Origin of the sequence: Kitasatospora sp. NPDC051984 (assembly GCF_044593455.1) — a bacterium.
Classification (GTDB): Bacteria; Actinomycetota; Actinomycetes; order Streptomycetales; family Streptomycetaceae; genus Kitasatospora.
In genome coordinates, this window is sequence record NZ_JBIUCB010000005.1 from 59,899 (window position 1) to 72,534 (window position 12,636).

14 protein-coding genes are annotated in these 12,636 nt (G+C 72.9%); 3 read left to right on the forward strand and 11 right to left on the reverse strand.

Annotated elements, in window-relative coordinates; all coding sequences use genetic code 11:
• Positions 1–46: 46 nt before the first annotated feature.
• From ACIHEI_RS11755 to ACIHEI_RS11765, 3 genes are all read right to left on the reverse strand, one after another.
• Positions 47–1,162: an NAD(P)-binding domain-containing protein gene (locus ACIHEI_RS11755; RefSeq protein WP_396606471.1), complete on the reverse strand. Its 1,116-nt coding sequence runs from the start codon at positions 1,160–1,162 to the stop codon at positions 47–49.
• A gap of 38 nt (positions 1,163–1,200) precedes the next feature.
• On the reverse strand, positions 1,201–2,073 hold the full coding sequence (locus tag ACIHEI_RS11760) for a RimK family alpha-L-glutamate ligase (protein WP_396606472.1): 873 nt from the start codon (positions 2,071–2,073) through the stop codon (positions 1,201–1,203).
• 202 nt (positions 2,074–2,275) lie between these two features.
• A complete protein-coding gene (locus ACIHEI_RS11765) occupies positions 2,276–2,650 on the reverse strand; it encodes a YbjQ family protein (protein ID WP_392944642.1) in 375 nt (124 codons plus the stop codon).
• A gap of 143 nt (positions 2,651–2,793) precedes the next feature.
• Here ACIHEI_RS11765 and ACIHEI_RS11770 point away from each other — a divergent pair, with 143 nt between their 5' ends.
• Together ACIHEI_RS11770 and ACIHEI_RS11775 are read left to right on the forward strand one after the other, a co-directional pair.
• Positions 2,794–3,711, forward strand: coding sequence for a hypothetical protein (locus tag ACIHEI_RS11770; protein WP_396606473.1), 918 nt, complete (start codon positions 2,794–2,796; stop codon positions 3,709–3,711).
• A gap of 17 nt (positions 3,712–3,728) precedes the next feature.
• On the forward strand, positions 3,729–4,481 hold the full coding sequence (locus ACIHEI_RS11775; protein WP_396606474.1) for an aminoacyl-tRNA hydrolase: 753 nt from the start codon (positions 3,729–3,731) through the stop codon (positions 4,479–4,481).
• 66 nt (positions 4,482–4,547) lie between these two features.
• Here ACIHEI_RS11775 and ACIHEI_RS11780 read toward each other — a convergent pair whose 3' ends face one another.
• The 4 genes from ACIHEI_RS11780 to ACIHEI_RS11795 form a co-directional block, all read right to left on the reverse strand.
• Positions 4,548–5,861: an aldehyde dehydrogenase family protein gene (locus tag ACIHEI_RS11780; protein ID WP_396606475.1), complete on the reverse strand. Its 1,314-nt coding sequence runs from the start codon at positions 5,859–5,861 to the stop codon at positions 4,548–4,550.
• 23 nt (positions 5,862–5,884) lie between these two features.
• Positions 5,885–6,022, reverse strand: coding sequence for a hypothetical protein (locus ACIHEI_RS11785; protein WP_396606476.1), 138 nt, complete (start codon positions 6,020–6,022; stop codon positions 5,885–5,887).
• Between the two features lie 78 nt (positions 6,023–6,100).
• Positions 6,101–6,676: a TetR/AcrR family transcriptional regulator gene (locus tag ACIHEI_RS11790; RefSeq protein WP_396606477.1), complete on the reverse strand. Its 576-nt coding sequence runs from the start codon at positions 6,674–6,676 to the stop codon at positions 6,101–6,103.
• A 4-nt stretch (positions 6,677–6,680) separates the two neighbouring features.
• On the reverse strand, positions 6,681–7,376 hold the full coding sequence (locus tag ACIHEI_RS11795; protein ID WP_396606478.1) for a type 1 glutamine amidotransferase domain-containing protein: 696 nt from the start codon (positions 7,374–7,376) through the stop codon (positions 6,681–6,683).
• Between the two features lie 171 nt (positions 7,377–7,547).
• Between ACIHEI_RS11795 and ACIHEI_RS11800 the strand changes: the two genes are divergently transcribed.
• Entirely contained in the window at positions 7,548–8,498 is a 951-nt protein-coding gene (locus ACIHEI_RS11800; RefSeq protein ID WP_396606479.1) for a LysR family transcriptional regulator, read from the forward strand.
• A 181-nt stretch (positions 8,499–8,679) separates the two neighbouring features.
• On the opposite strand, the gene ACIHEI_RS11805 is transcribed toward ACIHEI_RS11800, so the two are convergent.
• From ACIHEI_RS11805 to ACIHEI_RS11820, 4 genes are all read right to left on the reverse strand, one after another.
• On the reverse strand, positions 8,680–9,543 hold the full coding sequence (locus tag ACIHEI_RS11805) for an NmrA family NAD(P)-binding protein (protein ID WP_396606480.1): 864 nt from the start codon (positions 9,541–9,543) through the stop codon (positions 8,680–8,682).
• A 97-nt stretch (positions 9,544–9,640) separates the two neighbouring features.
• A complete protein-coding gene (locus ACIHEI_RS11810) occupies positions 9,641–10,105 on the reverse strand; it encodes a hypothetical protein (protein ID WP_396606481.1) in 465 nt (154 codons plus the stop codon).
• Positions 10,106–10,279: 174 nt separating this feature from the next.
• Complete coding sequence (locus ACIHEI_RS11815) at positions 10,280–10,798, reverse strand: MarR family winged helix-turn-helix transcriptional regulator (protein ID WP_396606482.1); 519 nt, start codon at positions 10,796–10,798, stop codon at positions 10,280–10,282.
• A gap of 593 nt (positions 10,799–11,391) precedes the next feature.
• Positions 11,392–12,636 (reverse strand): TIGR02679 family protein, encoded by a 1,245-nt coding sequence (locus ACIHEI_RS11820; protein WP_396606483.1) that lies wholly within the window; start codon positions 12,634–12,636, stop codon positions 11,392–11,394.

Consider the following 12,636-nt stretch of genomic DNA (forward strand, 5'->3'; position numbering starts at 1 on the left):
CGGTAACTCCCGCTACGCGGTAGCTCCCGCTGCGCGGTAACTCCCGTTACACAGCGGCGGGTTCGGCGGCCGGCCGGTCGCTTCCGCGCAGCAGGCGGACGACCTCGTTCACCGCTGCGCGGCCCGCCCGGTTGGCGCCGACCGTGGACGCCGAAGGGCCGTAGCCGAGCAGGTGGATGCGCGGGTCGTCGGTGACGCGGGTGCCGGTCATCCGGATGCCGCCGCCCGGGCCGCGCAGGGCGAGCGGCGCCAGGTGGGTCAGCTCGGCGCGGAAACCCGTCGCCCAGATGATCACGTCCACCGCCAACTCCTGCTCGCCCCAGGCCACCCCGTGCTCGGTGAGACGGTCGAACATCGGGCGGCGGTTCAGCACACCCAGCGCCTCGGCCCGGCGGTACGCGACGCTCGGGCCGAGACCGGTCACCGAGACCACGCTGCGCACCGGCAGGCCCGCCGCGACCCGCTCCGCCACCTTGGCCACCACCTCGCGGCCGAACTCCGGTGTGAACGGCCCCTCGTGGACCACCGGCGGGGTACGCGTCACCCACACTGTCTCGGCGACCTCACCCAACTCGGACAGCACCTGGATCGCCGACGCCCCGCCACCGACCACCACCACCCGCAGCCCGGCGAACTCCGCCGGGCCCCGGTAGTCCGCGTAGTGCAACTGACGGCCCGCGAACCGGCCCGGGTAGCGCGGCAGGAACGGCCGCGTCCAGGTGCCGGTCGCGTTCAGCAGCGCCCGGGTGACCCAGCTGCCGGAGTCGGTCTCCACCAGCAGCCGCCCGTCCGGCCGGTCGCGCACCGCCAGGACCTTCACCGGGCGCACCACCGGCAGGGCGTGCTGCGCCTCGTACGCGGCGAAGTAGCCCGGCACGGCGACCCGGGCCGGGGTGGCCGGGTCGGTGGCGGGCAGCTCGAAGTCCGGCAGGTCGTGGAAGCCGTGCACGGTGGCCATCGTCAGCGACGGCGAGCGGTGCGCCCAGGCGCCGCCCGGGGCGTCGTCCGCGTCCAGCACCACGAAGCCGGTGTACGGGGCGAGGCCGCGACGGTGCAGGTGGTAGGCGGCGGACAGGCCGGCCTGGCCCGCGCCGATCACCACCGCGTCCACCTCGCGGGGGTCGGCGGCGGCGGGCTCGGTCGTTGCACCTTGAACAGTCACGCCGGTGAAACATCGCCGCGCGGGCGGGTGTTCCCGTCTCAGCCGCCGTTCTCGGGCAGCAGACGCAGGGCGGCGGCGACCAGGGCCTCGGGGCCGTCCGGGCGCAGGCCCAGGAACAGCCGGGGCTCGGTGAGTTCGAGCTCGATCAGCGCGGGGGAGCCGTCCGGCAGACGCACCAGATCGACCCGGGCGTAGAGCAGCTCCGCGCGCTCCGGGACGGCCGCCAGCACCTGCTCGGCGAGGGCGAGTTGGTCGTCGGCGGGCTCCCGGGCGACATCGGCGAAGCCGCCACCGAGCATCGGGCCGCGGCGCACCGCGTGGCTGAACTCCCCGCCCAGGTACAGCAACGAGGTCTCGCCCTCGTCCTCGACCATCGGCAGGTACGGCTGCACCATCGCGGTGCGGCCGGCCGCGGTGAGGGCGGCGGTGTGCGCGAGCGCCTCGGCACGGTCGGTGGTGCGCAGGGTGTCCCGGGCGCCGGACGAGACGGTGGGCTTCACCACCAGCTCCGGCCAGTCGGCGCCGGCGAGTTCCCCGCCCGGGGCGACCCAGACGGTGGGAACGATCGGCACACCGGCCCCGGCCAGGTCGCGCAGGTAGGTCTTGTCGGTGTTGCGCTCCAGCACCGGTACCGGATTGGCCAGCCGGGTCAGCGCGGCCGTCCGGCGGGCCCAGTCGAGGAACGCGTCGCGGTACAGGATGTAGTCCCAGACGCTGCGGACCAGAACCAGCTCGTAGCCGCTCCAGTCGACCGCCGGGTCGTCCCAGACCGCGGCCTCCGCGGACACTCCGGCCCGGGCGAACGCGGCCAGCACGGGCCGCATTTCCACGTCCTCGATGCCCCGGCAGGTGGCGTACGCGACCCGGGCCGGGCCGGTCGGTGCGGGAACTGGAGGCAGAGGGGTGCTCACGGGTGCTCCTGGCGGTGCGCGGGACGGGCCGGCAGCGAGGCTCTTATGCATCCGTGAGCGGTGTCAACCGTTTTACTGACCGTCAGACAAGTTGACCGCTCTGTGGTCGAAACCAAGTTCATCTACGCGGGGATGGTCTCCGCGTAGATGAACTCCAGCGCGTGATCACTTCTGATCAACCGTGACCGCCCCCGAAACCGAGTCAGCCGTCGAGCGGCTCGATGACCGCGGCGGTGCCGTACGCGCACACCTCGGTACCGACGTCAGCAGCCTCCGTGACGTCAAATCGCATCATCAGAACGGCGTTGCCGCCACGTGCCTTGGTCTGCTCGACCAGCCGCTCCATCGCCTGGTTCCGGGTCTCCACGAGCGTCTTCGTGAGGCCCCTCAGCTCACCGCCCATCAGAGACTTCAGGCCCGCGCCGATCTGCGAGCCGATGTGCCGCGAACGCACCGTCAGGCCGAACACCTCGCCGATCACCCGCACCACCTTGTGGCCCGGCACATCGTTCGTGGTGACCACCAGCACGCCGCCGGACGGATCCTGCCCACCGCCGAAATTGTCCAGTTCACTCATGGTTCCCACCTTCCGTCACGATTTGGTCGGAACGCCAGCATGGCACACGGAAAGCGCTTTCCGCGCTACCTCGGCAGGCCTGTCCGGCATCGGATCGGGAGAGCGGATGGACATCGGACCCCCGGGTTTGTCAACCTGGTGGCATGGGCGAGCGAAGCGATCATCCACACGGGCCTGGCGCGGCGGAGGACTCCGGCGCGCAGGAGATCGAGGCCACCGTGGTGCTGGGCATCCGGATCACCGACTGGCCGGCCCTGCGGGCCGCCGCACAAGCGGCCGTCGAAGACCTGGACTTCGCCGGGATCGACCCCGAGGGCCAACGCCGCCAACTGCTGCGGGAAGTCGCCGAAGACCCCAACGCGGCCCTCGGCGCACTGCTCCACCCCGACCGGCTGGTCGCCGCCATCCCCGGCATCGAAGCCCTCGGCGGCACGCTGGAAATCAGCGTCACCGACGACTTCGCACCCGACTTCGCCGAACTGTTCCCCCTCGACGACGGCAGCGACACCGGCGACTGGACCCTCACCCCGCGCACCGCGTGCCTGCTGCACACCCAGCTGATCAGCCTCTCCGACGCCGCCTACGAAGACCTCGACGAACACGGCGACGACCCCGTCACCGTCGTCGACGAACCCGACTGGACCGTCTTCGGTCGCCTCCAGCAGCGCACCTGGAGCCTGCACCGCGGCTGGCGGCGCGCCTTCGCCCGTGCCTTCGACGACCTCGCCGACGACCTCGCACTCGGCGAATGGCCACTGCCCCGCAGCCTCGCGGAGGACGTCGCGCTGCGCCTCGCGCTCGCCGACGCCCGCGCACTGCTCGGCTCCCAACCCGAGTCCGTGGCCGACATGATGGGCGACCTGCCCGCCGACCTGTACGACTACGACTGGGACGGCTGCGCCGACGAACTCTTCGGCGTCTACGGTCCCGAAGAGACCCCCGACGACCTGGACGCCGGACAGCGGATCGACCAACTCCTCGCCGCCACCCACCCCGAGGGCTGGTTCCTCGGCTACCGGGACGCCGAGGAACGCGACCCCGGGCGGGGCTACCGGCGCTGAACTGGCATGCTGGAGGCGTGAGCTCACCCACCGACGTGCCCAGCGAACTTCCCCCGTCCGCCCCCGCCGCTCCGCCCGCGGTCGGCGGGGACGCCGAGGACCGCGACTCCCACGAGCAGTACGTGCTGCCGCTGGTGGTCCGGCTGGAGAAGGCCGACCCGCCCGGCCGGACGGACGCGCTGGAGACCTCGGCCCGGGCCGTGCTCACCCTGCTGTCCGACCCGCGGGTCACCGCCGACGACGGCGAGTGGGCGGAACGCGTCAAGGCCTGGGAGGACGCCCGGATCCGCAAGGTCGTGCGGCGCGCCCGCGGCGGCGAGTGGCGCAAGGCGGGCGAGCTGCCCGGAATCACCGTCACCGGCGAGCGCGCCGAAGTCCGCGTCTTCCCGCCGATCCCGCTGGACGGCTGGCCCAAGGAACTCGCCAAACTCCAGGTCTCCGGCACCGAACTCGACGACCCCACCCCACCCGCCCCCGTCCCCGAGGGCGTCCCCGTCCTGTGGCTCAACCCCGAGTTGGAGATGAGCGCCGGCAAGACCATGGCGCAGACCGGCCACGCCGCCCAGCTCGCCTGGTGGGAACTGAACGACGCCGAGCGCAAGGAATGGGCCGAAAGCGGCTTCCGGCTCGCCGTCCGAACCGCCCCCGCCGCCGACTGGCCCGCCCTCACCGACGGACACCTCCCGGTCGTCCGCGACGCCGGCTTCACCGAGATCGCCCCCGGCAGCTGCACCGTCGTCGCCGACCACCCGGCCATGCGGGCCCGCTGACGCCTCCGGGCCAACTGTTCCATCGGACGGCGGCGCGACACCGCCCCGACCTGTCCGTTGGACGGGTCAGTTCAGCGGTACGTCGAGGCGGGCGCGGCGGTGGCTGAACGTGGCGATGGAGTGAGGGCCGTGGTAGCTGCCGAGGCCGGACTCACCGACGCCGCCGAAGGGCAGGTCGGGTACGCGGAGGTGAGCCATGGGCAAGCCGAATCCGAGGCCGCCGGAAGACGTCTCGGCGGCGAGGCGGGCGCGCGTGGTCTCGTTCCCGGTGAAGCCGTACAGGGCCAGCGGCTTGTCGCGGTCGTTGATGAAGGCGATGGCCTCGTCCAGGTCTGCGACCTCGACGATCGGCAGAACGGGACCGAAGATCTCTTCCTGCATGACCGGGTCCTCGGCCTTCACGCCGGTCAGGACGGTGGGCGCGATGTAGACGTCGTCGCGGTCGGTCGTGCCGCCGAAGGCGAGGGTGCCGGAGTCGAGCAGAGCGGCGACCCGGTCGAAGTGGCGCTGGTTGACGAGGCGTCCGTACGCGTCCGAGGTCTGCGGGTCGCTGCCGAACATGCGCTCCGTGGCCTCGGCGAGTGCGGCCGCCAGGCGCCGGGCGGTGGCCGGGTCGGTCAGGACGTAGTCGGGGGCGACGCACGTCTGGCCGGCATTGCGGAACTTGGCGTCGGCCAGGCGGGCCGCGACCGTGTCGATGTCGGTGTCGCTGTCGACGAACACCGGGGACTTGCCGCCCAGTTCGAGCGTGACGGGGGTGAGGTGCTCGGCTGCCGCGCGCATGACGATGCGGCCGACGGTGCCGTTGCCGGTGTAGAAGATGTGGTCGAAGTGCTGGGCGAGCAGCTCGGTGGTCTCGGGCACCGCGCCCTCGACGACGGCGACCGCGTCCCGGTCGAGGTACTCCGGTACCAGTCGGGCCATCAACGCCGAGGTGGCGGGGGCGAGTTCGCTCGGCTTGAGGACGACGGTGTTGCCGGAGGCGAGCGCCCCGGCGACGGGGACGAGCGACAGCTGGACCGGGTAGTTCCAGGGCGCGATGACAAGAACGGTACCCAGCGGTTCGTAGTGGGTTCCGGCGGTCGTGCCCTGCGGCAGCCCGGCCAGGGACCGGGCGCCGAGCGGTTCGGGGGCCAGCCACTCCTCCAGGTGGGCGAAGGTGTGGTCGATCTCGCGGATCGGGAAGTCGACCTCGGCGGCGTACGCCTCGGCGCGCGGCTTGCGGAGATCGGCGTGGAGGGCGTCGGCGATGGCATCCCGGTTGTCGGTGAACAGGGTGCGCAGTGCGGTCAGTTGGGCGCGGCGCCAGGCGATCGGCTTGGTCCTGCCGGAGCGGAACGTGGCCCGCAGTGACGCGATGAGGGATTCGGTGTCAGACATGGCAGTGGTACTCCTGATGCTGGTCAGTGGGCGCTGAACAGCAGGTCGATGCTGTGGTTGACCTGGCTGCCGGGCTCGAGGTACTGGTCGGCGGCCTGGCGCCGGGCGAGGAAACGCGGAGTCGCACGGTGTGCTTCGGCAGCCTCGGCGTCGACGTACACCTCGTAGCGGAAGACGCTCCGTGCTGGCCGGGCCGGGCGAGGGAGTGGGGAGCCCCGGCCGGTGGGGAGGCGGGGAAGTCAGCTGCCCGCGGTCACGATGGGCTCGGGTACGCCCAGCAGTCCGGCCACGAGGGCGTCGGATCCCAGGGGCAGCAGGCGGTGCGCGTCCGTCGCGTGCTCCAGGCCGACCACGAGCGAGATGCAGATGTCCGCGGCCTCGGCGGGCCCGACTCCTTCTGCGGTGCCCGCCTCGGTGAAGAGTCCGGTGAGCAGGTGGCGCAGCTCGGCGGTGAAGCCGGAGCAGATCCCGCCGAAGAGGCGGGCCTTGTCGTCGAGGAGTTCGGCCGTGTGCGGGGAGTCCTCGGACAGGGCGAGGACGAGTTCGAGCTTGGCGGCGAGCACGCCCCGGACGCGGGCGGTGTACGGAACCGCGCTGTCGGCCGCTGCCCGGCGGGCCCGCACGAGCGCCTGCTCGTGCAGGCGCCCGGCGAGCCGCCGGAAGGCGTCGTCCTTGCTGCGCACGTACTGGTAGACCGCGGACCGGGACACGCCCATGGTGGTGGCGATGTCGTCCATCGTGGTGCGCCGCACGCCGTACCTGGTCAGGCAGTCGTACGTGGCGTCGAGGACCTCGTCGAGCCGGTCGGTGCCCATCGGGTCAGGCCAGCTTCTTGAGCATTTCGACGGCCAGCGGGGCGGAGGAGGCCGGGTTCTGGCCGGTGACCAGGTTGCGGTCGACCACCACGTTCGGCACCCACGGCTCGCCGGCCCGGACGTTCACGCCGGCCTCGGTGAGGCGGTCCTGGAGCAGCCACTTCGCCTTGTCGGCGAAGCCGGCCTGGGTCTCCTCGGCGTTGGTGAAGGCGGCGACGTCGTAGCCGGCGAAGGCGTTGGTGCCGTCGGCCTCGACGGCTGCCAGCAGCGCGGCCGGGGCGTGGCAGACCACTCCGAGCGGCTTGCCGGACTCCAGTGCGAGGGTGAGGAGGCGGCCGGAGTCGGCGTTGACCGCGAGGTCCTCCATGGGGCCGTGGCCGCCGGGGTAGAAGACGGCGGCGTAGTCGTCGAGGTCGACGTCCTCGACCTTGATCGGCGACTGCAGCTCGCCGAAGCCGGCCAGGGCGTCGGCGATGCGGTCGGCGTTCTCCTGCCCGCCGTTGACCTCGGGGGCGAGGCTGCCCTTGTCGACGGTGGGAACGACACCGCCGGGCGTGGCGACCACGATCTCGTGACCGGCCGCCTTGAAGGCCTGGTAGGGGGCGACGGCCTCCTCGGCCCAGAAGCCGGTGGGGTGCTTGGTGCCGTCGGCCAGCGTCCAGTGGTCGGCGCCGGTGACGACGAAGAGGAGCTTCGACATGAGGGTGGTTCTCCGAGGGTGCGGATCCCGTACGGGCCGTAGGGATCGGGGACGGTAGGTCGCCGCCGCCGACGTTTCCGAAGGACTGACACTTCGTGTTCAGTTCGTCAGTGCGGCGCTGTCCTCGAAGGTAGGACCCCTGCCCCATCGGAATCCAATAGGCTCGTGCATGTGAGAGATAGGGATCCCAATGGACCGCCGGGAATACCGCCGCCGCAGGGCAGCGGCCTTCTCGATCTGAATCTGCTGCGCACGTTCCTCGCGGTGTACCGCGCCGGCGCCTTCACCGCGGGCGCCCGCGTGCTGGGCCTGTCACAACCGACAGTGACCACGCAGATCCGCTCGCTGGAGAACCAGCTGGGCCGGGAGCTGTTCGAGCGGCTGTCCCGCGGCGTCGCCCCGACCCCGTTCGCCGACGAGCTGGCCGCGCGGGTCATGGAGCCGTTGGACGCCCTCGGCCCGGTCAGCGGCGGCGCCCTCTTCGGCGAGAGCGACGCGGAACCCGTGCACCTGGCGGGGCCTGCCGAGTACCTCACGCACTGCGTCATGCCGACGCTCGCCCCGCTCGTCGACAAAGGTGTGCGCCTGCGCGTCGCATTCGGCCTCACCGACGACTTGCTCGACGGACTGCGCGCGGGCCGGCACGACCTGGTGGTGGCCACCCTGCGCCCACGTGGCCGCGCGCTCGCCTCCGTACCGCTGGCCGACGAGGAATTCGTCCTGGTCGCCGCACCTTCGTGGGCCGAACGGATCGGATCACGCCTTGCCGCCGAGGGGCCCACAGCCCTGCACGGGGTGCCGCTCGTCTCGTACGCCGAGGACCTGCCGATCGTCCGCCGCTACTGGCGCCACGTGTTCGACAGGCGCTTGACCTGCCAGCCGACCGTCACGGTCCCCGACCTCGGAGCAGTCAAGGCGGCGGTTGTCGGCGGCGCAGGGTTCAGTGTGCTGCCCCGCTACCTGTGTGCCGACGATCTGGCCTCGGGCACCCTGATCCTCCTCAACGATCCGGACGACCCGCCGATCAACACCGGCTTCCTGGTCCAGCGCCCAGGATCGTCCACGAACCCCCATGTCACGCTGGTCCGAGACCACCTGCTGCGCTCCGCCCGCGAGGCCTGAGGGTCGCCGCAGCCATCGCCCACGCGGCGCCGCCGGGGGTGCGGAGGGCACAGGATCCGGGGGAGGGGCGCGGGCGGTTCGCCGCGCCCCGTCCGGCTTCGGACGGAGTGAGGCGTTCGGGGAGGGGTGAGCGCCCGCCGCCTGGAGTCGGTCTTCTTCAGGTGGCGGGCGCATTACTGAATCACCGGAAGTGCGTGCGGTGTTCGTTCAGGAAGGCGTCGAGGGTGCGGGGCGGCCTGCCGAGGATGTCGGTGACGGTGCTGGTGGGGAACTCGGGCCGGGCGATGGCGAGTTGCTGGATCTCCACGACGTGGTCGGCGAGCCAGGCGGGCAGGCCGGCCTGGTGGATGAGGTTGTCTCGCAGCTCGTCCGGTGCGAGGTCGATGTACCGGATCCGGCGGCCGGTCAGTTCGCTCAGCCGGGCGGCGAGGTCGGGGTGGGAGACGGCTTCCGGCCCGGTCAGGGTGTAGGTTCCGCCCGCGAGGTGGCGCCGGGTGAGCACGGCGGCCGCGACGTCGCCGATGTCGCGGCAGTCGATGTAGTTGCAGGGCGCGTCCCCCATGGCGCCGAGGACGACGCCCTGGGCCACGGTGGGCGCGAGGCGCAGCAGGTTCTGCATGAACGCGTAGGGGCGCACGACGGTGCCGGTGAGTCCGGAGGCGCGCAGGTGTTCCTCGACGGCGTGGTGTCCGCGGGATATCGCGACGGGTGCCGCGGGCTCGGCGGCGGGGGCGGAGAGCTTGACGATGTGTCCGATTCCGCTGTGGGCGGCGATGTCGATGACGCGGGTTTCGAGTTCGACCTGTGCGGGGCCGTTGGCCATGGCGAGGAAGAGCTGGTCGGCGCCCGCGAAGGCCGTGCGCAGCGAGTCGGGGTCGCCGGCGTCGGCGTACCGGACCTCGACGCGCCGGTCGTGCGGGCCCGCTGCGCCGGGGAGCGGTCGGTGCGGGGTGCGGGTGAGGGCGCGGACGGGGACGTCGAGTGCGCGCAGGCTGTGGAGCAGGGCGGTGCCGGTGGTTCCGGTCGCTCCCATGACGACGATCATCGGGTGTCTCCTCGGTGCTTGGTGGCTTCCGCGGCAGCCGGTGCCGCCGGGGTGGGTTCGGTGCGTTCGGGCGCCGGTGCCCGGGTGCCGGGGCCGGTCACGGCCGGGCTTTCGCGACTGTGCCGCGCCAGCGCAGGGTGACGATGGTGGTGGCGAGGACGGCGGAGACGGGCAGGTCGATGCGCAGTCGCCGCAGCCAGGGGGCGGCGTGGATCGAGGCGCGGGCCGGCAGCCACTCGGCGGCGAACCATCCCAGCGCTGCCGCCACACCGGCGGTCGCCATGACGAGCAGCGCGGTCAGGACGACGCGCGGCAGGGCAGTGGTCCAGCGTCGCGGCCGCCCGCCGTGCCGCAGCCAGGTGCCGACCAGGAACGCCACCACCGCGGAAGTGCCGGCGATGGAGGTGCAGGCCGCCACTGTCAGGTCCGCCTGTCCGGTGACGACCCCCGCGGTACCCGCCATCAGCGCGGGGGCGGCGTAGGCGGTTAACACCTCGCGCCACAGCGTGAACGGTCGGGCGGCCGCCCGGCTCGGGCCGGTTCTGTCGTTCGTTGCGGGCATCTTGGCCTCTTCATCTCGTTGGAGTTCCGAAAGGCGAAAGGTGTGGTCGGGTCGTCGGCAGATCTTTCCCGGCATGGTAATTAGGTGGCTAATTACTGCTTGGCGAAAAGGGCCCCCATCCGCGGGATGGGAGCCCGGGCCCGGCGGTCGGCCGGGTCAGTCGGGTCGGCTGGGTCAGTCGGCGGTCAGGGCCGAGCTGCCGCGCACGACGCGCGCGAGCAGGTCCAGGAACACCGCGCGCTCCTCGACGGTGAGCCCCGCGACCATCGCCTCCAGTCGCCCGAAATGCTCGGGCGCCATGTCGCGCAGGCGCTGCGCACCGCGCGCGGTCAGGACTGCGACCGTGCCGCGCCCGTCCTCGGTGGACGGGCGCCTGGCGATCAGGCCCTCGCGCTCCAGGCCGTCCAGCAGGCCGGTGACCGTGGCCCTGGAGACGTCGAGGTCGGCCGCGAGCTGCGAGGGGGACTTCTCTCCCCCGTGGCCTTCGAGGTCCGCGAGCAGCCGGTAGCGGCCCGTCGACAGTCCGAACCTGGCGAAGTGGGCCTCGGCCGCCCGGCCGACCCTCGCGCCTGCGGAGATCAGCCGCACCGCGACCAGTACCGCCTGCGGGTCCGTCTCCAGGCCGTAGTGTCGCAGTTGCCACCCGGCCTGCTCCAGTGTGGGCTGCTCGCCGTCGGCCTCGTCTCTCCTCATGCACGTAATATGGCAGCTAATTACTTTGCGAGTCAAGGTGCCGGCCTCAGGCCATTGGCACCCGACGGCACCTGGCCGGCCGATGCCTCCAGGGACGGGTGCTGCCCTGATCCGGGGCGACGGCATGGTCCGGCACCGGGTCGGGGCAGCCACACCGGGCGGCTCCGGACCGCTGTCGCCCACCCTCCCGGACGCTGCTCGCCACCGAAGAAGGCGACCGCGCGCTCCGGCTCCGGGACCCGCGCACCGGCGGGCAGGTGGCCGACCTGCGCGGTCACACCGGCCGGAGCGGGGGAGCGCGGTGGTCTCCCGGGCGTTCCACTGCCGGAACCTCGCGGGCAGGCACGTGCCGCAGGGCCGGTAGCCGGCGGCGCTCGCGGTGGCCTCGTCCGGGAAGAAGACGCGGTGGCGGACGTCATGGCCGGCGGCGACGAAGCGCAGGGCGGAGGGGCAGTCGCGGCGGCCGTGGATGCGCCTGGGGTGGTAGCCGCCGAGGGTGCCGGGGGTGGTGCTGGTGTACGGGTGGCCGTCGGGGCCGATCAGGGTGCGGGTGCGCGGGGGTGCCGGGGTGGTGGGGTCGCGGATGCACCGTGTCAGCGGAGGTCGGCGAGGAGTTGGTCGAGCAGGTGCTCCTCCTCGACGCGCAGGGCGTGTTCGGCGATGGCGGAGGAGAGGGACGGGTCCCAGGGCGTGGGGGCGGGGGTGCCGGTGGTGAGGGGGGTGCCGTGGCCGCGCCGGACGGCGGCGAGGTAGGAGGGGGCGTCGTAGCGCCAGGGGACGGCGCCGGGGAGGCGCAGGACGGTGGCGGCGATGCGGACGCCGCCCCAGTCGAAGTCGCCGTGGTGGGCGAGGGGCGAGCCGGCGGCGGCGATGGCGGTGAGCAGGACGCGGGCGGCGACGGAGGGATTGCCCTCGACACAGACCATGGGCGGGCAGTCGGGCCCGTACGCATCAGCGGCCGCGGCCAGGATCGCGGGGTTCTCGCAGACGCGGACCGTGCGTCCGTGGAGGTCGAGTGCGGGTGGCCGGCGGGTGAGTTGGCGGAGGGTCAAGAGGCAGGGTTCGCCGTCCTCGCGGGCGGCGGTGAGGATGCGTCCGGTCGGGTCGGAGGGAGAAGCGGGGAGGTTGAGGACGAGGACCCGGGAGGACAGCTCGTCCAGGGCCACGCCGACCGAGGCCCAAGCGGCCCGGCGGCTCTCGGCGCCGCCGGGGAGTTCGGAGGGGGCGGTGAGGGCCCGGACGGCGGAGAGGACGAGCGTGGTGAGCGGCCGGCCGTGGTCCAGCGCGTGGGCGTCGCCGATGGCGCGGGCGGCGAGGACAGGGAGGGTGAGGCCGTCCGCGGGGAGGTGGGAGAGGACCCGGGCGGTGTCGGTGGCGAGCTGCCGGGCCGTGGCCGGATCGCCGCCGGACAGCCGTTTGAGCAGCCCGGTGCCGGGCAACTTGGTGTGCCAGTCGGCGAGTTCGGGGCGGCCGGTGACGGCGGGGCGGTCGAGCTCGGCTAGCGCCCGCCGCCAGGCCGCCGCCACGGCGGCCTCCTGCACGTGGCGGTCCGTCACCGGGCCGGTCAGGGCGGTCACGGCGGCCGCGAGGCCGTCCGGACCGGCGCCGCTGGCCCGGAGCACGGCGTCCACGGCGGGGAGGGAGACGGACAGGGAGCGCCCGGGCCGGGCGGGGCGGCCCAGGAGCCTAGCGACCGCGGCCCGTTGGTTTTCGGTCGCGCCGGTCAGGGTGACGGTGGCGTCCAGGGGGCGCCCGTCCTCCATGCGGCGGCGAACGCGGTCGAGGAGCCAGGCGAGGTCGGGTGCACCGAGCAGGCGTCGCAGGCGGGGGAGATCCAT

Excerpts from the sequence above, each read along its gene's own strand:
- ACIHEI_RS11765 (WP_392944642.1), bottom strand. The coding sequence starts at position 2,650 with ATGAGTGAACTGGACAATTTCGGCGGTGGGCAGGATCCGTCCGGCGGC.
- ACIHEI_RS11770 (WP_396606473.1), top strand. The coding sequence starts at position 2,794 with ATGGGCGAGCGAAGCGATCATCCACACGGGCCTGGCGCGGCGGAGGAC.
- ACIHEI_RS11780 (WP_396606475.1), bottom strand. The coding sequence starts at position 5,861 with ATGTCTGACACCGAATCCCTCATCGCGTCACTGCGGGCCACGTTCCGC.
- ACIHEI_RS11790 (WP_396606477.1), bottom strand. The coding sequence starts at position 6,676 with ATGGGCACCGACCGGCTCGACGAGGTCCTCGACGCCACGTACGACTGC.
- ACIHEI_RS11795 (WP_396606478.1), bottom strand. The coding sequence starts at position 7,376 with ATGTCGAAGCTCCTCTTCGTCGTCACCGGCGCCGACCACTGGACGCTG.
- ACIHEI_RS11805 (WP_396606480.1), bottom strand. The coding sequence starts at position 9,543 with ATGATCGTCGTCATGGGAGCGACCGGAACCACCGGCACCGCCCTGCTC.
- ACIHEI_RS11810 (WP_396606481.1), bottom strand. The coding sequence starts at position 10,105 with ATGCCCGCAACGAACGACAGAACCGGCCCGAGCCGGGCGGCCGCCCGA.
- ACIHEI_RS11815 (WP_396606482.1), bottom strand. The coding sequence starts at position 10,798 with ATGAGGAGAGACGAGGCCGACGGCGAGCAGCCCACACTGGAGCAGGCC.
- ACIHEI_RS11820 (WP_396606483.1), bottom strand. The coding sequence starts at position 12,636 with ATGGATCTCCCCCGCCTGCGACGCCTGCTCGGTGCACCCGACCTCGCC.